The organism is Azorhizobium sp. AG788, assembly GCF_004364705.1.
In the GTDB taxonomy this organism is placed as follows: Bacteria; Pseudomonadota; Alphaproteobacteria; order Rhizobiales; family Xanthobacteraceae; genus Azorhizobium; species Azorhizobium caulinodans.
This window is the reverse complement of record NZ_SOBM01000008.1, coordinates 152753-175628: the sequence shown is the minus strand read 5'-3', so window position 1 is coordinate 175628 and position 22876 is coordinate 152753. Positions and strand designations below refer to the sequence as shown.

At 68.1% G+C, this 22876-nt stretch carries 20 protein-coding genes and 1 tRNA gene; 10 read left to right on the top strand and 11 right to left on the bottom strand.

What is annotated here, in order from left to right; translation table 11 throughout:
• Nucleotides 1–37 precede the first annotated feature (37 nt).
• Complete coding sequence (gene recQ / locus DFO45_RS20850) at nucleotides 38–1864, bottom strand: DNA helicase RecQ (protein WP_133866369.1); 1827 nt, start codon at nucleotides 1862–1864, stop codon at nucleotides 38–40.
• Nucleotides 1865–1929: 65 nt separating this feature from the next.
• Entirely contained in the window at nucleotides 1930–2640 is a 711-nt protein-coding gene (locus DFO45_RS20845) for a metal-dependent hydrolase (RefSeq protein WP_012171365.1), read from the bottom strand.
• 155 nt (nucleotides 2641–2795) lie between these two features.
• On the opposite strand from DFO45_RS20845, the gene ruvX reads away from it, so the two are divergent.
• A complete protein-coding gene (gene ruvX / locus DFO45_RS20840; RefSeq protein WP_133866368.1) occupies nucleotides 2796–3293 on the top strand; it encodes a Holliday junction resolvase RuvX in 498 nt (165 codons plus the stop codon).
• A 42-nt stretch (nucleotides 3294–3335) separates the two neighbouring features.
• Here ruvX and lipB read toward each other — a convergent pair whose 3' ends face one another.
• On the bottom strand, nucleotides 3336–4040 hold the full coding sequence (gene lipB, locus DFO45_RS20835) for a lipoyl(octanoyl) transferase LipB (protein ID WP_133866367.1): 705 nt from the start codon (nucleotides 4038–4040) through the stop codon (nucleotides 3336–3338).
• A 166-nt stretch (nucleotides 4041–4206) separates the two neighbouring features.
• Here lipB and DFO45_RS20830 point away from each other — a divergent pair.
• Together DFO45_RS20830 and DFO45_RS20825 are read left to right on the top strand one after the other, a co-directional pair.
• Nucleotides 4207–4291 (top strand) — tRNA-Leu (locus DFO45_RS20830).
• Between the two features lie 230 nt (nucleotides 4292–4521).
• Complete coding sequence (locus DFO45_RS20825) at nucleotides 4522–5031, top strand: GNAT family protein (protein ID WP_158304120.1); 510 nt, start codon at nucleotides 4522–4524, stop codon at nucleotides 5029–5031.
• Nucleotides 5032–5086: 55 nt separating this feature from the next.
• On the opposite strand, the gene DFO45_RS20820 is transcribed toward DFO45_RS20825, so the two are convergent.
• Nucleotides 5087–6361: a polysaccharide deacetylase family protein gene (locus DFO45_RS20820; protein ID WP_166657201.1), complete on the bottom strand. Its 1275-nt coding sequence runs from the start codon at nucleotides 6359–6361 to the stop codon at nucleotides 5087–5089.
• Between the two features lie 121 nt (nucleotides 6362–6482).
• Nucleotides 6483–7313, bottom strand: a complete 831-nt coding sequence (locus tag DFO45_RS20810) for a polysaccharide deacetylase family protein (protein ID WP_133866364.1) — start codon at nucleotides 7311–7313, stop codon at nucleotides 6483–6485.
• A gap of 285 nt (nucleotides 7314–7598) precedes the next feature.
• On the opposite strand from DFO45_RS20810, the gene mgtE reads away from it, so the two are divergent.
• From mgtE to DFO45_RS20790, 4 genes are all read left to right on the top strand, one after another.
• Entirely contained in the window at nucleotides 7599–9008 is a 1410-nt protein-coding gene (gene mgtE / locus DFO45_RS20805; RefSeq protein WP_133866363.1) for a magnesium transporter, read from the top strand.
• A 186-nt stretch (nucleotides 9009–9194) separates the two neighbouring features.
• Complete coding sequence (locus DFO45_RS20800; protein ID WP_133866362.1) at nucleotides 9195–11423, top strand: bifunctional diguanylate cyclase/phosphodiesterase; 2229 nt, start codon at nucleotides 9195–9197, stop codon at nucleotides 11421–11423.
• Nucleotides 11424–11551: 128 nt separating this feature from the next.
• Nucleotides 11552–12724: an isovaleryl-CoA dehydrogenase gene (locus DFO45_RS20795; protein ID WP_012171357.1), complete on the top strand. Its 1173-nt coding sequence runs from the start codon at nucleotides 11552–11554 to the stop codon at nucleotides 12722–12724.
• A 102-nt stretch (nucleotides 12725–12826) separates the two neighbouring features.
• The gene (locus tag DFO45_RS20790) at nucleotides 12827–13642 is read left to right on the top strand and encodes a YdcF family protein (protein WP_245518211.1); all 816 of its coding nucleotides are present in this window, start codon (nucleotides 12827–12829) and stop codon (nucleotides 13640–13642) included.
• Here the strand turns inward: DFO45_RS20790 and DFO45_RS20785 are convergent, their stop codons facing one another.
• Complete coding sequence (locus tag DFO45_RS20785) at nucleotides 13643–13957, bottom strand: DUF3253 domain-containing protein (protein ID WP_133866361.1); 315 nt, start codon at nucleotides 13955–13957, stop codon at nucleotides 13643–13645.
• A gap of 197 nt (nucleotides 13958–14154) precedes the next feature.
• Between DFO45_RS20785 and DFO45_RS25445 the strand changes: the two genes are divergently transcribed.
• The 3 genes from DFO45_RS25445 (at nucleotide 14155) to DFO45_RS20775 (ending at nucleotide 15480) form a co-directional block, all read left to right on the top strand.
• Nucleotides 14155–14280, top strand: coding sequence for a hypothetical protein (locus DFO45_RS25445; protein ID WP_274532288.1), 126 nt, complete (start codon nucleotides 14155–14157; stop codon nucleotides 14278–14280).
• A gap of 75 nt (nucleotides 14281–14355) precedes the next feature.
• A complete protein-coding gene (locus DFO45_RS20780) occupies nucleotides 14356–15027 on the top strand; it encodes a glutathione S-transferase family protein (protein WP_133866360.1) in 672 nt (223 codons plus the stop codon).
• 18 nt (nucleotides 15028–15045) lie between these two features.
• Complete coding sequence (locus tag DFO45_RS20775) at nucleotides 15046–15480, top strand: DUF1489 family protein (protein ID WP_012171353.1); 435 nt, start codon at nucleotides 15046–15048, stop codon at nucleotides 15478–15480.
• 85 nt (nucleotides 15481–15565) lie between these two features.
• Here DFO45_RS20775 and DFO45_RS20770 read toward each other — a convergent pair whose 3' ends face one another.
• The 5 genes from DFO45_RS20770 to DFO45_RS20750 form a co-directional block, all read right to left on the bottom strand.
• Nucleotides 15566–17266: a methyl-accepting chemotaxis protein gene (locus DFO45_RS20770; RefSeq protein ID WP_245518210.1), complete on the bottom strand. Its 1701-nt coding sequence runs from the start codon at nucleotides 17264–17266 to the stop codon at nucleotides 15566–15568.
• A 210-nt stretch (nucleotides 17267–17476) separates the two neighbouring features.
• Nucleotides 17477–19177 (bottom strand): HAMP domain-containing methyl-accepting chemotaxis protein, encoded by a 1701-nt coding sequence (locus tag DFO45_RS20765; protein WP_245518209.1) that lies wholly within the window; start codon nucleotides 19175–19177, stop codon nucleotides 17477–17479.
• 175 nt (nucleotides 19178–19352) lie between these two features.
• Nucleotides 19353–20195, bottom strand: a complete 843-nt coding sequence (sseA, locus tag DFO45_RS20760; protein ID WP_133866359.1) for a 3-mercaptopyruvate sulfurtransferase — start codon at nucleotides 20193–20195, stop codon at nucleotides 19353–19355.
• Nucleotides 20196–20224: 29 nt separating this feature from the next.
• Nucleotides 20225–21256, bottom strand: coding sequence for a cysteine synthase A (locus tag DFO45_RS20755; RefSeq protein ID WP_133866358.1), 1032 nt, complete (start codon nucleotides 21254–21256; stop codon nucleotides 20225–20227).
• 115 nt (nucleotides 21257–21371) lie between these two features.
• Complete coding sequence (locus tag DFO45_RS20750) at nucleotides 21372–22826, bottom strand: deoxyribodipyrimidine photo-lyase (RefSeq protein WP_133866357.1); 1455 nt, start codon at nucleotides 22824–22826, stop codon at nucleotides 21372–21374.
• Nucleotides 22827–22876: the final 50 nt, after the last annotated feature.

The following is a 22876-nucleotide window of genomic DNA, read 5'->3' as shown; positions in this document are numbered from 1 at the left end:
GGCCAGACGCATGACCCACCGGCTTCGGAACACACCTTCAGCCGGCCCGCACCGCCTCCAGAAACACCGGTCCGTAGCGCTCCAGCTTGGCCTCGCCCACCCCTGACACATCCCCCAGCGCCGCCAGCGAGCGCGGGCGCACGCGCACGATCTCCATCAGCGTGGCATCGTGGAAGATCACGTAAGGGGGAACGCTTTGGGCGCGCGCCAGTTCAAGCCGCAGCGCGCGGAGCTTCTGGTAGAGGCGCTCGTCATCGGGCGTCGAGAGCGTGGGGCGCGGCGCACGGGCGCCGCCCGAGGCGCGCGCCGGCTTCGTGCGCTTCTCGGCCTTGAGCTGCACGCGCCGTTCGCCGCGCAGCACCGGCCGGCAGTCGTCCGAGAGGCTGAGGCCGCCGTGGCCTTCCACATCCACTTTCAGGAGGCCGAGGGCCACCACCTGCCGCACCACCGCCCGCCATTCGTCGCGGGAGAGGTCGGTGCCGATGCCGAAGGTGGAGAGCTTGTCGTGGCCGAGCCGCTGCGCCCGTTCGTTTGCCACGCCCAGCAGCACGTCGATCACATGGCCGGCGCCGAAGCGCTGCTCGGTGCGATAGACGCAGGAGAGCAGCTTCTGCACCGCTTCCGTGCCGTCGAAGGTCTTCACCGGCTCAAGGCAGGTGTCGCAATTGCCGCAGGGCTCGTCCAGCGTCTCCTCGAAATAGGAGAGCAGCACCTGCCGGCGGCAACTCGCCGTCTCGCACAGGCCGAGCAGCGCATCGAGCTTCTGCCGTTCCACCCGTTTGCGGGCGTCGGGCGCGTCGGAGGCCTCCACGAACTGGATGAGTTTCGCCACATCCTCGACGCCATAGAGCAGCAGCGCCTCGGACGGCAGGCCGTCGCGGCCGGCGCGGCCGGTCTCCTGATAATAGGCCTCGATGCTCTTGGGCAGATCGAGATGGACAACGAAGCGCACGTCCGGCTTGTCGATGCCCATGCCGAAGGCGATGGTGGCCACCATGATGACCCCTTCCTCCTTCAGGAAGCGGTCCTGATGGCGGGCGCGGGTCTCCGCATCAAGGCCGGCGTGGTAGGGCAGCGCGAAGCGGCCCTCGTCCACCAGCGCCTGCGCCGTCTGCTCCACCTTGGCGCGGCTCATGCAGTAGATGACGCCCGCCTCTCCCTCATGGTCGTCGAGGAAGGCCCGCAGTTGCGCCTTGGGATTGGCCTTCGGCGCGATGCGGTAGCGGATGTTCGGCCGGTCGAAGCTGGAGAGGAAGACGCGGCCGTTCTCCAGCCCCAGCCGTTCCACGATCTCGCGCCGGGTCGGCCCGTCGGCGGTGGCGGTGAGCGCGATGCGCGGCACCGAGGGGAAGCGCTCGTGCAGCAGCGTGAGCTGGCGGTATTCCGGGCGGAAATCGTGGCCCCACTGGGAGACGCAGTGCGCTTCGTCGATGGCGAAGAGGGCGATGCGCGCCCCTTGCAGCAGGGTCAGGAAGCTGTCCGTCAGCAGGCGCTCGGGGGCCACATAGAGCAGGTCGAGCTCGCCCATGGCGAGCTGGCGCTCCACCTGCCGCGCCTCTGCGGGCTGGAGTGTGGAATTGAGCGCTGCCGCCCGCACACCCAACTGGCGCAGTGCCTGCACCTGATCGTGCATGAGGGCGATGAGGGGGGAGATGACGATGCCGGTGCCCGGCCGCACCAGCGCCGGCACCTGATAGCAGAGCGACTTGCCGCCGCCTGTGGGCATGAGCACCAGCGCGTCGCCGCCGGCGACCACATGGTCGACGATCTCCGCCTGACGCCCCCGGAAGCTGTCGTAGCCGAAGACGTGACGCAGCACGTCCCGGGGATCGGAGTGCGACTCAAGCGGCAGAACGGGGAGCATGGCCCCTTATACTCCCGCCCGGCGCGCGGGCAACGCATCGCGACACCGGGCGGGGGTGAAGAGGCTCACACCTCGAAGCTTTCCCCGCTGTTCGGCACCACCACCTTGGCGCTGTGCCCCTGAAGGGCGGCGACGAAGCCCGAGGCATCCGGCACCAGCAGCGGGAAGGTGCCGTAGTGGCAGGGCACCACCGTCTCGGCCGAAATGAAGCGCCGCACCGCCAGCGCCGCCGTCTCCGGCCCCATGGTGAAGCGGTCGCCGATGGGCACGATGGCCACCTTCGGCTGATGGATTTCGCTGATGAGGGCCATGTCGGAGAACAGGTCGGTGTCGCCCAGATGCCAGAGCGTCGGTTCGCCCGCCGCCTTCACGATGAGGCCGTTGGGATTGCCGAGATAGGTGGGGTTCGAGCCATCGCCGCCCGAGGAATGGTCCGCCCGCACCATGGTGACGGAGAAGCCGTCGAGCTTCACCGTGCCGCCGGTGTTCATGGGCTCGAAGGCAGACAGACCCTGTCCGCTCAGGAAGCCGCACACTTCGGGATTGGCCACCACGATGACCTTGCGCCCCTCCGCCTCGGCCGCCTTCACGATGCCAGCCGTGTCGCCGATATGGTCGGAATGGCCATGGGTGAGAAGGATGTGGCTGACGCCCTTCGAGACCTCCGCCACATCGCCCTTGAAGACCGGATTGTGGGTGAGGAAGGGGTCGATGAGCACCGCCGTGCCGGCGAAATCGAGGCGGAAGGCGGCATGGCCGAGCCAGGTGATCTTCATGGGAAAGCCCTTTCGGATGAAGACGCAAGGGAGGGATCGAATGGCGGCGGAGTATCGGTGAAGGGCCCCGCGCCCGCAACGCACCCGCCGCTCCTGTGGTTCACACCGCCGTGCGGACGAGTGGCCAGAGCCTGCAAAGGCTGCTTAAAGGGCGCATGACAGACGAGACGCCGAAGCCCGCCGCCACCGTTGGCCCCCTTGCCGAGATCGCGGCGGCGCTGCCCGAACGCGGTTCGCTGCTCGGGCTCGACCTCGGCACCAAGACCATCGGGGTGGCCACCTGCGATCCCGACCGGCGTCTCGCCACCGTCGTGGAAACGGTGAAGCGCACCAAGTTCACGCAGGATGCCGAGCGGCTGATGGTGCTGGCAAACGAGCGGAAGGCGGTGGCCTTCGTGCTCGGCCTGCCCTTGAACATGGACGGCAGCGAGGGGCCGCGCGTGCAGGCGAGCCGTGCCTTCGCCCGCAACTTCGCCCGCCTCTCCGGCCTGCCCATCGCCTTCTGGGACGAGCGCCTGTCCACAGTCGCGGTGGAGCGGGCGCTGATCTCGGCGGACGTCAGCCGGGCCAAGCGGGCCAATGTCATCGACCAGCACGCCGCCGCTTTCATCCTCCAGGGCGCCATCGATTTCCTGAACGGCCGGCGCTTCTGAAAGGGGGCGGCGCGTTTTGCCGCCGCCCGTGCGCCAGCGCGGTCAGGCGAGCCGCGTCGGCCCGAAGATCTCCTCGAAGGCGACGCGCAGGACGCTGTCCACTTCCGGCATGGAGACCAGCAGCCCGAGGTCGGTGAAGCTCGTCACCCCGTGCTCGCGCACGCCGCAGGGCACGATGCCGCCGAAATGGGTGAGGTCCGGGTCCACGTTCAGCGAGATGCCGTGGAAGCTCACCCACTGGCGCACGCGGATGCCGATGGCGGCGATCTTGTCCTCCACGCCGCCGCCGCGCGGCACCCACACGCCCACCCGGTCCTCGCGCCGCTCGCCGGTGATGTTGAAGGCGGCGAGCGTTGAGATCAGCCACGCCTCCAGCGCGCCCACATAGCGGCGCAGATCCGGATCGCGGCGCTTGAGGTCCAGCATCACATAGGCCACCCGCTGGCCGGGACCGTGATAGGTGAACTGCCCGCCGCGCCCGCTCTCATAGACGGGGAAGCGCTGGTCGATCAGGTCTTCGCGCCGGGCGCTGGTTCCGGCGGTGTAGAGGGGCGGATGCTCCACCAGCCACACCAGTTCCGGCGCCTCGCCCGCGGCAATGGCGGCGGCGCGCGCCTCCATGGCGGCGACCGCGTCCGGATAGGCGACGGGCGTGTCGCTGATGGTCCAGTCCACGGGCGGGGCGGCGGCGTCCTTCGGCAGGAAGGCGGTGGTCAGCGTCGAGCGCGGGCGCGAGGAAACGTTCATCTGGCTCAGGTTCTGGAGGGTGGCGGAGGTGCCATCCACAGGTGCGTATATAGAACTGTCTTAAGCCGACTGTGAGGCCTTGTGGCCGCGGATTCGATTTGCTAGACGAGGGCTCCCGGTGCCGGGGTGCTTCGAATGAAGCCGGCACCGGACACCATCCCTGACTGCGGTCGTGGCGGAATTGGTAGACGCGCTAGCTTGAGGTGCTAGTGGGGAGACCCGTGGAGGTTCGAGTCCTCTCGTCCGCACCAGGTTTTGGTAGAAAAAAGGCCCGTCCGGAGCGATCCGGCGGGCCTTTTTCTTTTCCTCTTTCGCCTCTGCCGGTTCCGGCCACTTGCACCCGCTTCCCGTCCGTTTGGCCCGTCACACGGGAACGTGCGATCGCGAAAGGCCGGCTCTCGTTGCGTTAGCTTCGCGTCAGCGTCAGCTTGTATATTAGCTCTTATTATCAGCGCGGCAGGTTCTTCATATGAGCGATTGCGTGGCGGTGTCCGGCTTCATCGCCCGGCGGCCGGTGGATGCTGATTTTGCCGTTCTCGCGCAGATGCGCCGCGATTCCCGGCTGCAGAACATGCTCCTTTCGGTTCCTGAGCGGACCGACGACGACGCTGTCAGGGAATGGATCGCGCGGCGCTCCTCGGCCCCTGGCGGGCTCTTTCGAGTCATCGCCGAAACGGACGGCGCAGCCGTTGGCTTCATCCAGATCAGTCGGGTCGACGAGCCGCCGAAGGCATATGGCGGTATCGCGCTTGCGGAAGGCTACCGCGGCCGTGGCGTCGGCGCTGTAGCGCTAAGCGCCCTGCTGATGATCGCACGCGAGGAACTGGGTCTGATCAGTCTTCTGGCTGAAATACGCACCGACAACCCGTCTTCGATTCGGCTTCATGAACGTTTCGGTTACCGTCGCGTGGGCGTCATGGACGAACATTTCCTCGGGACAGATGGCCAGAGGCACGACGTTCTGCTCATGCAGCGCCGCTTCGAAGACTGAGATCAATCCACTCTACTGGAGGGCGGCGGTCGGGCCAGAACCGCAACCATGCCTCTCAGTTCTTGTCGGTACCGCCCGACAGGCCCTTCATCGTGTCGTTCCACAGGCGCGGCCAGAACTGGCCGAGGCCCGGCGCATCGGAGCCACCATCACCGGCCTGCGCGTGGGGGGAGATGGCCTGGGGGGCGCCGGCGGCGGCGGGTTCGGCCGGCGCGGCGGCGGCGGTCGCCGTCGTCCGCGGTGTGGGGGGGACGGGACGGGCGGTGGCCGTCGCGGGTGTTGCGGGCTTCGGCGCGGTCGCGGGCTTGGGTTGCGCGGGCTTGGCCGGAGCGGTGCCGGGCGCGGCGGTGGTCACGCTGGCTGCGGTCGGCTGGATGTGGCCGCGCGGACCGGGGCCGGGGAGGCTCGCCACCATGCCGGCGGTCGCCGGCACCACATGCACGATGCGGAAGCCCCGCGCCTTCAGTTCGCGCAGCAGGTTCGGCAGCATGACGGCAGTGGCGGGCTGGATGTCGTGCAGCAGCAGAATGCCGCCGCCCCGCGCCTCGAGCCGGTCGAGGGCACGCTTCTCCACCTCTTCCGGCTTCAGATGCATCCAGTCGTCGGCCACCTCGTCCACGCTGAAGACGGCGATGCCGTGCTCCTGCGTATAGGCCTCGTAGAATTTGGTGCGGCCGAGACCGGGGAAGCGGAACCACGGATTGGGTGCGGCGCCCACGGGCGCGAGCGCCTTGGTGACGGAGGCGAAGCCCTGCTCGATCTCCTGAACGCCCGCTTCCTGCGTGAGCTTGGGGAAGATGAGCGGATGGGTCTCGCTGTGGGTGCCGATGGTGTGGCCGTCCGCCAGCGTCCGCTGCAGCAGGTGCGGATTGGAATGGGCCATGCGGCCGACGATGAAGAAGGTGGCCTTCACGCACTCATGGGCCAGCGTGTCGAGTACGCGGGTGGTCATGGGCGCCAACGGGCCATCGTCAAAGGTCAGCACCACCTCGCCTTTCTCCAGCGGCAGCGTCTGCTTGTATTGCAGCCGGCCGAGGAAGGGGCTGGTCTTCGGATCGATGGCGATCACCCGCGAGACGCCGAGCGCATCGGGATTGCCGGGGCAGGCAGAGGGCGGCGGCAGTTGCGGCGGCGGCGTCAGGCCGGCCCCGGTGCTGGCGGGCGTGGCGCTCGCGGCGGCAGCGGCCGGGATCGCGGGAGCGACGGGGGCAGCGGCGGGCAGCGCCGGAGCGGCCGGCAACTGCGGGGAAGGCGCGGCCGGGAGAACCGACTGTGCGAGGGCTGAACTTGCGATGGAGGCGACGAGCCCCGCCAGGAGGATGGAACGCATGTGCCGTAACCCGCATGGCGCCGGTCGGCGACGCCGCTTCTGAAGACGGGGCCGCCCGTTGCGAACGACCCGTGGCGCTTCCGCGTCCGCAGGTTCTGCGCCTGCGGGCGGCGGAGACAAGCTAACGTTGGGTCGCGCGCTGGCGGGCGGGAACCATGTGGACCACGCGGTAGCCACGCTGAGCTAAAGCCCGCAAGAACGCCGGAATCATGGCCGCCGTCTGCGCTTTCGTGTCGTGGAAGAGCACGATGCCGCCGCCGGTCGCGTCGAGGCGCTGCAGGACGAGGGCGAGTTCCTGCTCCGGCGTCATCTTGTTCCAGTCGGACGCCCAGAAGTCCGCCCCGAAGACGGAGACACCGCGGGCGCGGAGCGCTTCCAGCAACTCGGGGGTGGAAGCAAAGCCGGGAAAGCGGAAGAAGGGCACGCGCGGAGCGAGCTGCTCGGCCGATCCGGCGCTGCCATAGGCGGCGAGATCGTCCGCCGCCATGCCCTTCGTGATCTCCGCCACCGCGGCAGGGAAGGGCAGCTTGGCGAGCGTCGCATCGGGATGGGTCATGGAGTGGTGGGCGACCGTGTGTCCTTCGGCGATCTCCCGCTTCACCAGTTCCGGCCGCGCGCGGGCGTTCTCGCCGATGAGGAAGAAGGTCGCCTTCACGCATTCGGCCTTCAGGGCGTCGAGAATGGCGGCGGTGGTGTGCGGCCACGGTCCGTCATCGAAGGTCAGCACCACCTCGCCCTTCTCCAGCGGCAGGGTCTGGGGGAAGGACTTGGTGCCCACCTGCACCCCCGCCGGCACCTCGATCACCCGCGCGGTGCCGAGCGCATCCGGCCGGCCGGGGCAGGCGGCGGCCGCGGACGCCGCGGATGCGGGCCGGGCGGGCGCGAACGAGAGCACGGCCGCCAGAACCGTGGCGAGAAGGACGCAGGTGCGACTTACATTGCTGGCGGGCATGCCGTGCGGCTCCTGTAAGGGCATGGGCCCGTTGCCTTGTCCGCGCCCGCCCCTTAGAGCCGTTGCAGTGCGGAATCATGGTCCTGACCGTGGAACCGACCGCTCCTGTCCGTCGATAGGCAGGTGCGGCCGCGTCCACGCCCGGTGAGCGGTTCGGCCGGACAGCCGCAGCGGTATCGCGCCCTGGAAGGGGCGATGCGCAGGCGGCTCCGGCTCAACCGGTCCAGAGCAGGCTCTAGACCTCCGGCCGGCCCATATCAATCCTGACCCTTGAGGAGGCGAGCCATGCGCGAGGAAGCCGAGGCCGTGGATGTCGCCACCCTGCTGCCGCCGATCCGGGATGCGGATGACGCCATCTCGGAGGCCTTCCTCGCCGCCGTGGAGGCCGGGCTGGCCGAGGGGCCTTCGGACGAACTGCGCGCCCGGCTCAGGGATCTCCATGAAGCGGACATGGGCGATCTCCTCGAGGCGCTGCCCGCCGAGGCGCGGGTGCGGCTCGTCGAAACGCTCGGTGCGGATTTCGACTTCACCGCGCTCACCGAACTCGACGAGACCGACCGCGTCGGTCTGCTCAGTCACCTGCCGCCGCTCATGGTGGCGGAAGGCATCCGCACGCTTGAGTCGGATGATGCCGTCTACATCCTCGAAGACCTCGACGCGGACGACAAGGCGGCCATCCTCGCCCACATTCCGGCGCCCGAACGCGTCGCCCTCCAGCGCTCCCTCGACTATCCCGAGGAAAGCGCCGGCCGGCGCATGCAGACGGATTTCATTGCGGTGCCGCCGTTCTGGACCGTCGGCCGCGTGCTCGACTACGTGCAGCAGACCGACGACCTGCCCGACACCTTCTACGAGGTGTTCGTGGTGGACCCGGCCTATCACCTCATGGGCGCGGTGCCGCTCGATCGTCTGCTGCGCACCAAGCGCTCCGTGCTGGTCACGGCGGTGAAGACCGAGCGGGTGCAGGTGGTGAAGGCCAGCGAGGACCAGGAGGAGGTGGCCCGCACCTTCGAGCGCTACAACCTCGTCTCGGCGCCGGTGGTGGACGATGCCGGCCGCCTCGTGGGCGTGATGACCATCGACGACGTGGTGGACGTGATCCAGGAGGAGGCGGACGAGGATCTGCGCGCGCTCGCCGGCGTCGGCAGCGACGAGGAACTCTCCGACACGGTCGCCTATACGGCGAAGAGCCGCCTGCCGTGGCTGGTGGTCAATCTCGGGACCGCGTTCCTCGCCGCCTCCATCATCGACCTGTTTGCCGTGTCCATCGAGAAGATGGTGGCGCTGGCCGTACTGATGCCCATTGTCGCCTCCATGGGCGGCAATGCGGGCAACCAGACCATGACGGTGGCTGTGCGGGCGCTGGCGACCCGCGACCTCGGCAGCCATAACGCGCGGCGCATCGTGCTGCGCGAGGTGCTGGTGGGGCTGGCGAATGGCCTTGCGCTCGCCTGCCTCCTCGGTCTCATCGCGGCGCTGTGGTTCGGCAACTGGCAGCTCGGCGGCGTGATCGCCTGTGCGCTGGTCATCAACATGCTGGCCGCGGGCCTGTTCGGCATCCTGATCCCGCTCACGGTGCATTACTTTCGGCAGGACCCGGCGGTGGCGTCCGGTGTTTTTGTGACCACCGTCACCGATACGGTCGGATTCTTCGCGTTTCTCGGTCTCGCCTCGCTGTGGTTTCACCTCGGCTGAAATTGCAGACCTCGCAAGAGCAGCGACACGGATTGTCCCGCGATGGTTGCTGCAACGCCTGGGAAATAGGCCCGATATAAACATGGGGCGCGCGTTAAAATTAGGGTGTAATCCACCAGCGCACGTGATTTCTTCGCACACGCGACACAGATCAGCTTGCGGGTTGCAGGCGAGGGTCCCTAGAACATGACCGCCGGATTCCGGGGGGCGCCGGAACCCGCGTCGACGGAGGCTCCCATCACGTTTGCCCTGAAGCGCAGCGGGAAACCCTCGAACCACTGGCTCCTGACCGCCATGCTGGTCATCGCCGGCGGCTTGCTGGCTTTTCTCGTCTGGGGGCTGATGCAATGGGATCTCGCCCGCGAGCAGCGGGAGCGGGAGGCGGTCCGGGCCTTTCTCGACGCCCACACCCAGCACATGGTCCAGGCGCTGAAGGCCGCGGCCTCCAACGCGGAAAATCCCGCCCCATCGGGAGGCGCGCTCAGCGAGGCGTGGTTCCAGCAGGCCTTTGGCCGCCCGCTGAACGACACCTTCGGCTTCGAGCAGAACTTCCTGCTCGATCAGGACGGACAGGTGCTCTACGCCTCCTCGTCCGGCCAGAGCCTCTCGCCCGGTGCGCTGGAGGACATGAAGCCGGCGCTCAGGCAGATCGTGCAGCAGGCGCAGGCCCAGAAGGAAGCTTCGGGCGTCGTCTCCCAAGGCAAGCTGTCGGGTCTTGCGGCTGTCCGCGCGGTCACTGTCAATCGCGCCCCGGGCACCCGGACGGCGGGCGGCGCGGGGCCGGTCTATGCGGTGACGGTCGATCTCCTCAATCAGGACCTGTTCCGGGAACTCGGCCAGAATTTCAATGCGGGCGCCTTCCATCTGCAGGAGGGGGCTGGCCCCACGACCACCACGCTGGCGCTGCGCGACATGGTGGATGGCCGGCCGATCTCCATCACCTGGCCGGAGGATCGGCCGGGGCTCACCTTCCTGAAGCAGGTGGCGCCGCCGGTGGCGCTGCTCTCCACCTTCCTTCTGGCCATGTGCGTCCTCATGCTGCGGGAAGCCCGCCGATCGGCGGCGGCGCTGGCCGAGAGCGAGGCGCAGGCCACCATCCTCGCCTCGCAGGACACACTGACCGGTCTCGCCAACCGCGCGCAGGTGCTGGCGCAGCTCCAGAACGTGCTGATGGACCTGCCACCGGAGCGCGGCGTCGCGCTGATGTTCGTGGACCTCGACAGCTTCAAGGACATCAACGACACGCTCGGCCATGCCGCCGGCGACACCCTGCTGCGCACGGTGGGCGATCGCCTGTCCGCCTGCGCCGCCCCCTCGGGTCTTGCCGGACGTATCGGCGGCGACGAGTTCGTGCTGCTCATGCCGTTCGCGCATGCCCGGGAGGTCGACGGCATCGTCGCAGCGGTGTTCCGCTCGCTGGAGCAGACCATCGCCATCGACGGTGCGGAACTCGGCGTCAGTGCCTCCATCGGCATCGCGCTCGCGCCCCATGACGCCACCTATGGCGACGACCTCATGCGGCGGGCCGACATGGCGCTCTACCGCGCCAAGCATATGGGACGCAGCGCGGCGGTGCGCTTCCAGCCGCATTTCGAGCGCGAGCTCCAGCACCGCCTGACGCTGGAGACGGAACTGGCGGAGGCGCTGGAGCGCGGGCAGTTCTCCATGGTCTACCAGCCGCAGGTGGATCTCGAGACCCGCCGCATCGTAGGCATGGAAGCCTTGGTGCGCTGGAACCATCCCCAGCGTGGGCGGCTGCTGCCGGGCGAGTTCCTGTGGGTCGCGGAAGGCACCCGCCTCATCACCCGCATCGATGCCTGGGTGCTCCGCCATGCCTGCCTGGAGGCCAAGGCGTTCGGCGGCATTTCGCTGGCGGTGAACATGTCGCCGGTGAACCTGCGCTACCCCGGCATGGCCGAGCGCATTCTGGACGTGCTGCGGGAGACCGGCTTTCCGCCGGAGCGGCTGGAGATCGAGCTGACCGAAAGCGCCATGCTGGACAGCGGCCGGGATGTGAAGGAGACGCTGGATCGTCTGCGGGCCCACGGCGTGCGCCTCGCACTCGATGATTTCGGCACCGGCCATGCCTCGCTGCTGCACGTGCGCAACTTTCCCGTCACCAAGATCAAGATCGACCGCTCGTTCATCGCCAATCTCGGGGTGGAGCGTGATGCGGCCTCCATCGTCGAGCATGTGATCCGGCTCGGCCGCTCGCTCGGCATCACGCTCACCGCCGAGGGCGTGGACAATCTCGAGCAGGTGCGCTTCCTGCGGGCCTTCGGCGCCCAGCAGGCGCAGGGTTTCCTTTTCTCCGCGCCGCTGCCGGCGGCGGCCGCCGCCGATCTCGTGGCGCAGAACCGGGAGCAGTTCCAGACCACGCGCCGCCCGCCCGGCCGTTCCGTCCCGCCCGTCTGAGGCGGGCCCGCCGCGTCTCCCCGCCGCTTTCCCGCCCGCTGCTTCCTGTTCTACGATCCCTCAGCAGCCGGACCGCAGAAGTCCGCGCCCATGTCGTACGGCCTTCAGGGCCAGGGAGAGGACGCCAGATGCTTGCCAACGCCCAAACCGGATTCGATTTCCAGCTCGGCGAGACCGCCGATCTGCTGCGCGACAGCGTGCGCGGCTTCTCGCAGGACCGCATCGCCCCGCGCGCCGACGAGATCGACCGGAGCAACCAGTTTCCCCGCGACCTCTGGCCGGAACTGGGGGCGCTGGGCCTCCTGGGGCTCACGGTGGAAGAGGAGTATGGCGGTTCGGGCCTCGGCTATCTCGAGCATGTCATCGCCATGGAGGAGATCAGCCGCGCCTCGGCCTCCGTCGGTCTCTCCTACGGCGCCCATTCCAACCTGTGCGTGAACCAGATCCGCCGCAACGGCTCGCAGGAACAGAAGCAGCGCTACCTGCCCAAGCTCATTTCCGGCGAGCATGTGGGCGCGCTCGCCATGTCCGAGCCGGGCGCGGGGTCGGACGTCGTCTCCATGCGCACCCGCGCGGAGAAGAAGGGCGACCGCTACATCCTCAACGGCTCCAAGATGTGGATCACCAACGGCCCCATCGCCGAGACTCTGGTGGTCTATGCCAAGACCGATCCCGCGGCCGGCGCGCGCGGCATCACCGCCTTCCTCATCGAAAAGGGGTTCAAGGGCTTCTCCACGGCGCAGAAGCTGGACAAGCTCGGGATGCGCGGCTCCGACACCGGCGAACTGGTGTTCGAGGATTGCGAGGTGCCCGAGGAGAACGTGCTGGGGCAGGTGGGGCGCGGCGTGAACGTGCTCATGTCCGGCCTCGACTACGAGCGCGCCGTGCTGGCGGGCGGCCCCATCGGCATCATGCAGGCCTGCATGGACGTGGTGATTCCCTATGTCCATGAGCGCAAGCAGTTCGGCCAGCCCATCGGCACCTTCCAGCTGATGCAGGGCAAGATCGCCGACATGTACGTCGCGATGAACTCCGTGAAGGCCTATGTCTATGCGGTGGCCAAGGCCTGCGATCGCGGCCTCACCACCCGTGAGGATGCCGCCGGCGCGATCCTCATCGCCGCCGAAAAGGCCACGTGGATGGCGCTGGAGGCGATCCAGACGCTGGGCGGCAATGGTTACATCAACGACTATCCCACCGGCCGCCTGCTGCGCGATGCCAAGCTCTATGAGATCGGCGCCGGTACCAGCGAGATCCGCCGCATGCTGATCGGTCGCGAACTGTTCGAAAAGACCGCGTGAGCGGTAGCCGCGCCCGCCGGGGCCTTGCGCACCGGCGGGCGTCCCGTCACATCAGGGCGCTGATCCTCCGGCCGGGGCCGGGGGCGGCGTCGGGACGGGCGGATGGGCATCTTCTACACCCTCTCCAAGGCAGGCTGGTTCCTCGCGGCGCCGTCGAACTTCTGCGTCTTCCTGCTCGTCCTCGCCGTTGCCGCGCTGCTGCTGCGGCTGAGGCGTACCGGCCTCGTGTTCGCGGTTCTGGCGACGGCGGGGCTGATGGGCTTCGGCTTCTCCCCGGCGGGCAATTATCTCATGTCGCCGCTGGAGGAGCGCTTCCCGCCCTTCGTGGATGACGGCCGGCCGGTGGACGGCATCATCATGCTGGGCGGGGCCGAGGTGCCCGAGGTGTCGGTGGTGCGTGGAGTGACCGCGCTCAATGACGCGGCGGAGCGCGTGCTCGCCTTCGCGGCGCTGGCCCGGCGCTATCCGCAGGCGAAGCTCGTCTTCTCCGGCGGCAGCGGCGAGTATGACGAGAGCATGCCGGCGGCGCAGGATGCGGTGCGGCTCGCTTTCGCCGACGTGGGGCTCGACGTCACGCGGGTCACTTATGAGCGCCGCTCGCGCAACACGGCGCAGAATGCCGTCGAGACCCGCAAGCTCATCACGCCGGTGCCGGGCGAGCGGTGGCTGCTCGTCACGTCCGCCTTCCACATGCCGCGGGCGGTCGGGTGCTTCCGCGAGGTGGGCTTTCCGGTGACGGCCTATCCCGTGGACTACCGCACGCTTGGACCGGGGCGGCTCAATGGCGTGTTCCGCCGAGTGGCGAGCGGCCTCGACATCACCGACATCGCGGTGCGCGAATGGATGGGGCTCGGTGCCTATTATGCCTCCGGCCGCATTCCGGCGCTGTTTCCGGCGCCGGAGCCTGCGGCCCGCTGATCAGTCCTCGCGCGGCAGGCCGAGGCGGTAGACGCCGCGAAACGCCTCCGGGTCCACGGGCTTGCCCTTGCGATAGATGAGGAGGCGGCCTTCCTTGGCAAGGCGCACGGCGACGCGGCGCACCACCGGCAGCACGCGCTGCCAGTTCTCGCCGGGCCCGAACGCCTTGGCGACGTCGGACGGATCGATGCTCTTGCCGTCCTCGCGGGCGCGGGCCATGGCGAGGATGGAGGCCTCCACCTCGGCGTCGGAGGGCAGGGCGCCCTGGGGCGCAGTTTCGCCAACTGGGCGGTCGTCGATCGGTTTGTCGGTCATGGCGCCGTCCTCGCACCGGACCCCGTGAGATGCAAGCCCAACGCAGGCCAGCCATGAAAACCTGTGGGCTGCAAGCTTGGGGGATTGCGCATACGTTCACGTTTCATTAACCAAAGCGACACTCGAAATGCTGCGCCTGCGTTCTCCGGATCGTGGCGGCAGCAGGTCGCGACTGTAAGAAGGTTCGTCGTCTCATCATGAGCGCAAAAAACGGACGGTCCTGCTGGTGCTTCGCGCGCATCGCGCTCACCGCATTTGGCCTTTGCGTCGCCATCGCCTATGTCTTCGGCGGGTTTGACGCGACCCTGATGGCGATGCGCTAGGCACCCTGCAATCCGGCGGGTCAGGCGTCTGGCATAGCCGCCATCCGGCGTTCTGCTCCATCGGAGGCTTGCGGGATGGCTTATCGACTGATCATCGCCAACAAGACCTATTCCTCGTGGTCGCTGCGGCCCTGGCTCGCGCTCGCCGCCGCGGACATTCCCTTCACCGAGGAACTGGTGCCCCTCGGCAGCGATGCCTTCCAGGCCCGTCTGGCCGGGCTGGGCACCGCCGGCCGCGTGCCGGTGCTGATCGACGGCGAGGCGGTGGTGTGGGAATCCCTCGCCATCATCTCCTATGTGGCCGAGCGCCACCCCGAGGCGGGCCTCTGGCCGCAGGATCCGCTCGCCCGCGCCATGGCGCAGGCCATCTCCGCCGAGATGCACGCCGGCTTCGGCGCGCTGCGCAACGCGTTGCCCATGAACCTCGCCCGCCCGGTCGAGCCGCGGTCCATCGATGCGCCCGTGCGCAAGGACGTGGACCGCATCTGCGCTCTCTGGACCGCGGCGCGCGCCCGGTTCGGCGGCGCCGGCCCGTTCCTCTTCGGTGCCTTTGGTGCGGCGGACGCCATGTATGCGCCGGTCGCCACGCGGCTGCGCACCTATGGGGTCCCCCTCGATCCGGTGAGCGCGGCCTATGTGGACGCCATCCACGCCCATCCCGCCTTCGTGCGCTGGCGCGAGGCGGCCCTCGAGGAAAGCTGGGTGGTGGCCGAGGACGAGATCGACTGGCCCACCGTCAAGCGCTGAACCCGAAACGTCGAGACCATGCCGCTCCATCTGCTGAAGCTGTGCGTCGGCGCGACTTCCGTCGCCGATCTTGAGGACTGGATCGCCGAACGCCTCGACGAGAAGCGCCGGCTCGGCCTTGCCGTCGAGCAGGTGCATACCACACGCATGGTGCCGACCCGTGTGGACGAACTGCTGGACGGCGGCTCGCTCTACTGGGTCATCAAGGGCGAGGTGGCCTGCCGCCAGAAGCTGACGGACGTGCGCCCCTTCGTGGATGCGGACGGCATCCGCCGCTGCCATCTTGTGCTGGACCCGGCCGTGCTCAAGGTGGCGCCGCGTCCCTCGCGCCCGTTCCAGGGCTGGCGCTATCTCAAGGCGCAGGAGGCGCCCGCCGATCTGCGCGAGGGAACCGGCGGCGAGGAGCTGCCCGAGGAGATGCGCCGGGAACTGCGCGCGCTGGGGCTCATGTAGCGGCGTGGCGGGTATCCGATGTCGGAATGCGTGAAAGGGCCCCGTGCGGGGCCCTTTCCGTTTTGTTTCCAAGAGATAGTGGCGATCAGCCGGCCCGCAGGTTCGCCACCACCTGTTCCACTTCCCGCTTGAGCTGCTGGGCCTGGTCGGTGATCGACTGGGACAGCGTCATGAGCTGGCTGGACGCAGCGCCGGTCATCTCGGCGGCGCGGCCGACGCCGGTGATGTTGTGGTTCACCGTCTCCGTGCCGCGCGCCGCCTGCTGGGTGTTGCTGGCGATCTCGGCGGTGGCGGCGCCCTGCTCTTCGACCGCCGAGGCGACGGTGGAGGCCGCCGTCTGGATCTGGCCGATGGTGGTCACGATGCGGTCGATGGATTCCACCGAGCGGTTGGTCGCCTGCTGGATCTCGCCCACCTTGCCGGCGATTTCCTCGGTGGCCTTGGCGGTCTGGGCGGCGAGCTGCTTCACCTCCTGCGCCACCACGGCGAATCCCTTGCCGCTCTCGCCGGCGCGTGCGGCCTCGATGGTGGCGTTGAGCGCCAGCAGGTTGGTCTGGCTGGCGATGTTGGTGATGAGGTCCACCACTTCGCCGATCTTGGCCGCCGACTGGGAGAGTTCGATGATCTCCGTCTGCGTGCGGGAGGTTTCCGCCGCTGCGGCGGTGGCGATGGTGGCGGTCTGCGAGACCTGCGCCGAAATCTCGCGGATGGAGGCGGTCATCTCCTCGGTGGAGGCGGCGACCGTGTTCACGTTGGTGCTGGCTTCCTCGGCCGCCCCGCCCACGGCTTCCGCCTGGCGGGAGGTCTCCTCGGCGGTGGCGGCAAGGCTCCGGGCGGCATCGGACATCTCGTGGGACGACTGCGCGAAGGCGCGGGCGAGATTACCCATGGTGGCCTCGAAATTCGCCGCGATCTGGAGGCGCTCGTTGCGCACCTTCTCGGCGGAACGCTGCTCCTGAAGGGCGGCCTCCTGCCGCAGGCGCTCGGCTTCCTCAAGGCCCTGCCGGAAGGTCTCCACGCTCTTGGCGATGGTGCCCACCTCGTCGCCGCGATCCGTGTCAGGCACCTTGACCTGAAGCTTGCCGGCCTGGATGTCCGACATCACGCCAAGCACGCGATTGATGGGCACCACGATGCCATAGCGGGCGACGGCGAAGCCGAGGCCGAAGCAGATGAGAACGGCGATGGCGAGCGCGGTGGTGATGAGCGTGGCGAGGCGCAGCGCATCGTCGCGCACGGCGTCGGTGCGCTGGTTCAACTCCGCCGTTATGCGATCATTGGCTCGCACGATCTCCTGCCCGATGGGCTTCAGGGCGGCATCGCACTCGTTGGTCATGCGCTGGCCGGCGGTGACAATGGACTGCGGGTCCATCGCCTCACGCGCGAATTTGATCACGGGGCCGCAGGGGCTCGCCATGACCGCGTCCACCCGTGCGCTGAACGACTGGGCGATCGCACCAACCTGCTCGGACGCCGCCTTGGCTTCCTTGAGGCGGTTGTTCATGGCTGCCAAGGCATCCGACAGCTCCTTGTCGGCCGCCGCCGACTGTTCCGGCGTCGACGCCACCGCGATCTGATAGAGGGCGCGCTGGAGCACGGCGACCTGGCGATTGTACCGGACGAGAGCCAGCACTGCGGCTTCGTCATTCTTGATGACGGCATCGTAGGTGCCGATCACGGTGTGCAACTGACTGCTCAGCAGTGCTACGCCGACGCCAGCACATGCGCTGAGCATCAGAACAATCGCGCCGATCTTGAGCATGACCGATAGATTCTTGAAAGACATGCGATCCCCCATCACTGGCACATGGGGACGGCTGTTCCCCCCAGCCCAACACAACGGGACCGGCAAACCGCTCATGTGGTGGATGTATGAACGTACCGCATGCTTGCGCGAGCCTTGTAATCGCCTGTCATGGGCCCAATTGCCGCAAGGTGTGAAAAGGGCCCCGTGCGGGAGGCACGGAGCCCTTCCTCACTGCGGTTGGCTGGGGGCTTAGCCGGCGCGCAGGTTCGCCACCACCTGTTCCACTTCCAGCTTGAGCTGCTGGGCCTGGCTGGTGATGGACTGGGACAGCGTCATGAGCTGGCTGGAAGCGGCACCGGTCATCTCGGCGGCGCGGCCGACGCCGGCGATGTTGTGGTTCACCGTCTCCGTGCCGCGCGCCGCCTGCTGGGTGTTGCTGGCGATCTCGGCGGTGGCGGCGCCCTGCTCTTCGACCGCCGAGGCGACGGTGGAGGCCGCCGTCTGGATCTGGCCGATGGTGGTCACGATGCGGTCGATGGATTCCACCGAGCGGTTGGTGGCCTGCTGAATCTCGCCCACCTTGCCGGCGATCTCCTCGGTGGCCTTGGCGGTCTGGGCGGCGAGCTGCTTCACCTCCTGCGCCACGACGGCGAAGCCCTTGCCCATCTCGCCGGCGCGCGCCGCCTCGATGGTGGCATTGAGCGCCAGCAGGTTGGTCTGGCTGGCGATGTTGGTGATGAGATCCACCACTTCGCCGATCTTGGCCGCCGACTGGGAGAGCTCGATGATCTCCGTCTGGGTGCGGGCGGTCTCGGTGGCGGCGGCCGTGGCGATGGTGGCGGTCTGGGTCACCTGCGCCGCGATCTCGCGGATGGAGGCGGTCATCTCCTCGGTGGAGGCGGCAACCGTGCTCACATTGGTGCTGGCTTCCTCGGCCGCCCCGCCCACGGCTTCCGCCTGACGGGAGGTTTCCTCGGCGGTCGCCGCGAGGCTGCGGGCCGCTTCCGACATCTCCTGCGAGGACTGGGCGAAGGCACGGGCGAGCGCGCCCATGGTGGTCTCGAAGTTCGAGGCGATCTGGAGACGCTCATTGCGCACCTTCTCGGCGGAACGCTGCTCCTGAAGGGCCGCCTCCTGCCGCAGGCGCTCGGCTTCCTCAAGGCCCTGCCGGAAGGTCTCCACGCTCTTGGCGATGGTGCCCACTTCGTCGCGGCGCTCGGTGTCCGGCACCGTCACGGAGAGGTTGCCACTCTGGATCTGCGTCATCACCGCAAGCAGGCCATTGATGGGCTTGACGATGCCGAAGCGGGCCACCAGACCGGCGATGACGAGCGACACGAACACAGCAAGGCCCATCACGATGTTGAGGGACATGATCGTGCTGGCAGTGGCGGCTTCAAGCTCTGCGAGAGACTTCTTGTTCTCGATGACCGCCGCATCGATCAGCTTGGCTATGCGATCAACGTAGCCGCGCAGCACCGGATCGCATTCATTGACCATCATGCGTCCGGCCTTGACGATGGCCTCCGCGCCAGAGGTCTCGCGGGCGGCCTTGATGGTCGGGCCGCAGGCGCTGCCGGCGAGCGCGCCTTTGATGTCCGATGCGATCTGGTCGATCTGGCCGGACAGCTTGGGCAACAGGGCCTTGGCGTCGTTCACGCGTGTGTCGAGCAGATTGATGGTCGAGGTCAGCCGGTCCTCGGCCGTTTTGACCTCCTCCGGCGCTTCGGCAATCACGAGCTGATAAATGGACCGCTGGATGCCCACAATCTGACGGTTCAGGCGGGCCAATTGCAGAAAGCCGGCATCGTCCTTGATGGCGCCCTGATAGCTCTCGGACACCGAAGCCACCTTGGAGCCGGCGATGAGGGTGCCACCGATGGCACACGCGCCCAACAGCAGGATCACGACGCCGATCTTCAACATGATCGGCATATTCTTGAAGGACATGTTTCCCCCTCCTTGACCGTTTGCCGACCCGAATGGGGCGGCCTTGACGCTGCGGTATCAGGAGCGTGCGCTGTGGGCCACGCTCGAAATGCGTCGCAGGGAGAGGGTTTTCCCTGGAGCTTGCGCGAAGATTGCGCTTTCGCGCCCTAGAGTTGTATGGACGCCTGATCTTTCCTCACTTCGGATCGACCGCGATGGGCTTTCCGCGCGAGGCCCATTCGGTCCAGGAGCCGTCATAGAGCGCCTGCGGGCGGGTGCCGATGGTCTCCAGCGCCACCCAGAGAATGGCCGCCGTGACGCCGGAGCCGCAGGAGGTGATCACCGGCTGGGACAGATCGAGTCCAGACGCCGCAACGGCACTGCGGATCTCGTCCGGCGACACGAGGCGGCCGTCGCGCACCACCTTGCCGACCGGCAGGTTGAAGGCGCCGGGCATATGGCCGGAGGGCAGGCCGGGGCGGGGCTCGGGTGCCGCTCCGGCGAAACGCTCCGCCGCGCGGGCATCCAGGACCTGGGCGGCACCGTCCGTGAGAACCTGCTCAATGCGGCTGATATCCGCCACGATGGATGCATCGAGCTGCGCCGAGAAGGTCTGCGCGGCTGGTGTCACCGTCCCCTGTTCCGTCGGCCGGCCTTCCGCCGTCCACTTGGGCAGGCCGCCGTCGAGAATCGCAACATCCGTTGCGCCGAAGGCCTTGAAGGTCCACCACACGCGCGGCGCCGAGAACAAACCTGCGGCGTCATAGACCACGATGCGGCTCTTTTCTGAAATGCCGAGCGCGCCCACCGCCACCGCGAAGGCCTCAGCGCCGGGCAGCATGTGGGGCAGGTCGGTGTCATGGGCCGAAATGCCGTCGAGATCGAAGAAGACCGCGCCGGGAATGTGCGCGGCCTCATATTCCGCCCGCCCGTCGCGGCCCGTGGCGGGCATATGCCAGGAGCCGTCCACCACCACGAGGCCGGGGGTGCCGAGGTTGGCGGCGAGCCATTCGGTGGAGACGAAAGTGGTGGCGGTCATGGTCGGGCCTCGAAGGGGAGGAGAGAGGATCAGACGAGCACGTTCGGCACATCCGCTCTGGCTTCGAGCCAGGCGGGCACCGGCAGGTTCTTGGAGCGCAGAAATTCCGGATTGAACAGCTTCGACTGATAGCGCGTCCCGTAATCGCACAGGATGGTTACGATGGTGTGGCCGGGGCCCAGCTCCTTCGCGAGGCGGATGGCGCCGGCGATGTTGATGCCGGACGAGCCACCGAGGCACAGGCCCTCATGCTCCAGGAGATCGAAGACGATGGGCACGGCCTCCTCGTCGGTGATCTGGAAGGCATGGTCCACCGGCGCATCCTCAAGGTTCGCGGTGATGCGGCCCTGTCCGATGCCCTCGGTGATGGAGGAGCCCTCGGCTTTCAGTTCACCCGTGGTGTAATAGGAATAGAGCGCGGCCCCGAGCGGATCGGCGAGGGCGATCTTCACGTCCTTGTTGCGCGCCTTCAGCGCCATGCCGACACCGGCAAAGGTCCCGCCGGTGCCCACCGCGCTCACGAAGCCGTCCACCTTGCCGTCCGTCTGCTCCCAGATTTCCGGGCCGGTGGTGTCGATATGCGCCTGCCGGTTGGCGACATTGTCGAACTGGTTGGCCCAGATGGCGCCATGCGGGGCGGTCTTGGCGATCTCCTGCGCAAGGCGGCCGGAGACCTTCACGTAATTGTTGGGGTTGGCATAAGCCACCGCCGGCACTTCCACGAGGGTCGCGCCAGCAAGCCGCAGCATGTCCTTCTTTTCCTGCGACTGGGTCTCGGGAATGACGATGACGGTCTTGAAGCCGAAGGGTGCGGCCACAAGCGCAAGCCCGATGCCCGTATTGCCCGCCGTGCCCTCGACGATGACGCCGCCGGGCTCGATCTGCTTCTTGGCGATGGCGTCGCGGATGATGCCCAACGCGGCGCGGTCCTTCACCGACTGGCCGGGATTCATGAACTCGGCCTTGCCGAGGATGGTGCAGCCCGTGAGTTCGGACGCCTTCTTCAGCTTGATGAGCGGCGTATTGCCGATGGATTCCACAAGTCCGTCACGGAAATTCATCTGAACCACCCTGATTGTTCCGTGCAATCTAGCCAAGGGGGCAGGCGGCGGCAACCGCGCCGCTGGTCCCGTGGCGCGGGGGAGCCTTGAAAGAGAGTAGGGGCGGGGCTGGAGATCAGCCCGCCGAGCGTAGATCCTTGCGGGTATGCTCGAACGCCCGCAGCGCTCTGTCGCGGGCGGCGCCATGCTCGACCATGGGCTCGGGATAATCGCGGCCGAGCCGCACGCCGTATCGCGTCAACTCCAGCGGCTGCGTCCAGGGCTCGTGGATAAGGCGGGCGGGCACGTCCTTCAGTTCGGGCACATAGGTGCGCACATAGGTGCCCTCGGGATCGAATTTCTCGCCCTGAAGCACCGGATTGAAGATGCGGAAATAGGGCGCGGCGTCGGCGCCCGAGCCCGCCACCCACTGCCAGCTTGCGGCATTGTTGGCGAGGTCGGCATCCACCAGCGTGTCCCAGAACCACAGTTCGCCATCCTGCCAGGGCAGCAGGAGGTGCTTGCAGAGGAAGGAGGCGACGATCATGCGCACGCGATTGTGCATCCAGCCCGTCTGCCAGAGCTGGCGCATGCCCGCGTCCACGATGGGATAGCCGGTGCGGCCCTTCTGCCATTTCTTGAGATCGCCGGGGCATTCGCGCCACGGGAAGGCGTCGAAGGAGGCTTGCAGGTTGCGGCGCGCGAGGTCCGGCACCGCGAACAGGAGATGGTGGGAGAATTCCCGCCAGTAGAGCTCGGCCTCGAACTTCTGCACGTCCTTGGCCGGGACGGTGCCCGCATCGCCCGCGGCGAGCGCCGCCAGCAGCACCTGCCGGGGCGAGATCTCGCCGAAGCGAAGATAGGGTGAAAGGCGCGACACATGGGTCTGGTCCGGCCGGTCGCGGCCTTCGCCATAGCCGGCAAGACCATCGGCGAGGAAGGCTTCGAGCCGGGCCCGCGCCGCCGCTTCGCCGGGATGCCATGTGGTGCGCAGTCCGCCGGCCCAGTCGGGCTGTGTCGGCTCAAGCGCCCACTCCTCCAGATCATCGCAGGGCAGGGGCGCGGCGCCGTGGAGGCGCGGAACGGGCAGGGCGCGGCCGATGTCGCGGCCCTTCACCGCCGCCCGCATGAAGGAGGAGAAGGTGCGCGGCAGGCCGCCGCCCGTGCCCCGCACGCTGCCGGGCGCATGGAGCAGATGGCCGAGGGTGCGCTCCACCGTCACGCCGGCGGCCGAAAGATGGCGGGCCACCGCCTCGTCCACCGCCTGCTCCGCCTTGCCCGCCCGCCAGTTGAAGGCGACAAGGTCGGCACCCGCGGCACGCGCCACGTCCGGCACGATGCGCCCGGCCTCGCCCCGCCGCAGTATGAGGGGCACGCCATGCTGGCCGAGTTCCGCCTTCAGCGCCCGCAGCGATCCCGCCAGCCACCAGAGCGCGGCGCCGCCGAGCGCACGGACGCCGGGGCTGTCCTCGTCCAGCACATAAAGCGCGAGGACCCGCCGCCCGCTGGCGGCCGCGGCGGCGAGCGCGGGATTGTCCGCAAGGCGCAGGTCGTCTCGGAACCAGATGATGGCGGTGCCGGCGGCGCTCATGGCTGTTCTCCCTCTTCCGGGCCAGCCGCGCGCGGACCCGAGGCGATTAC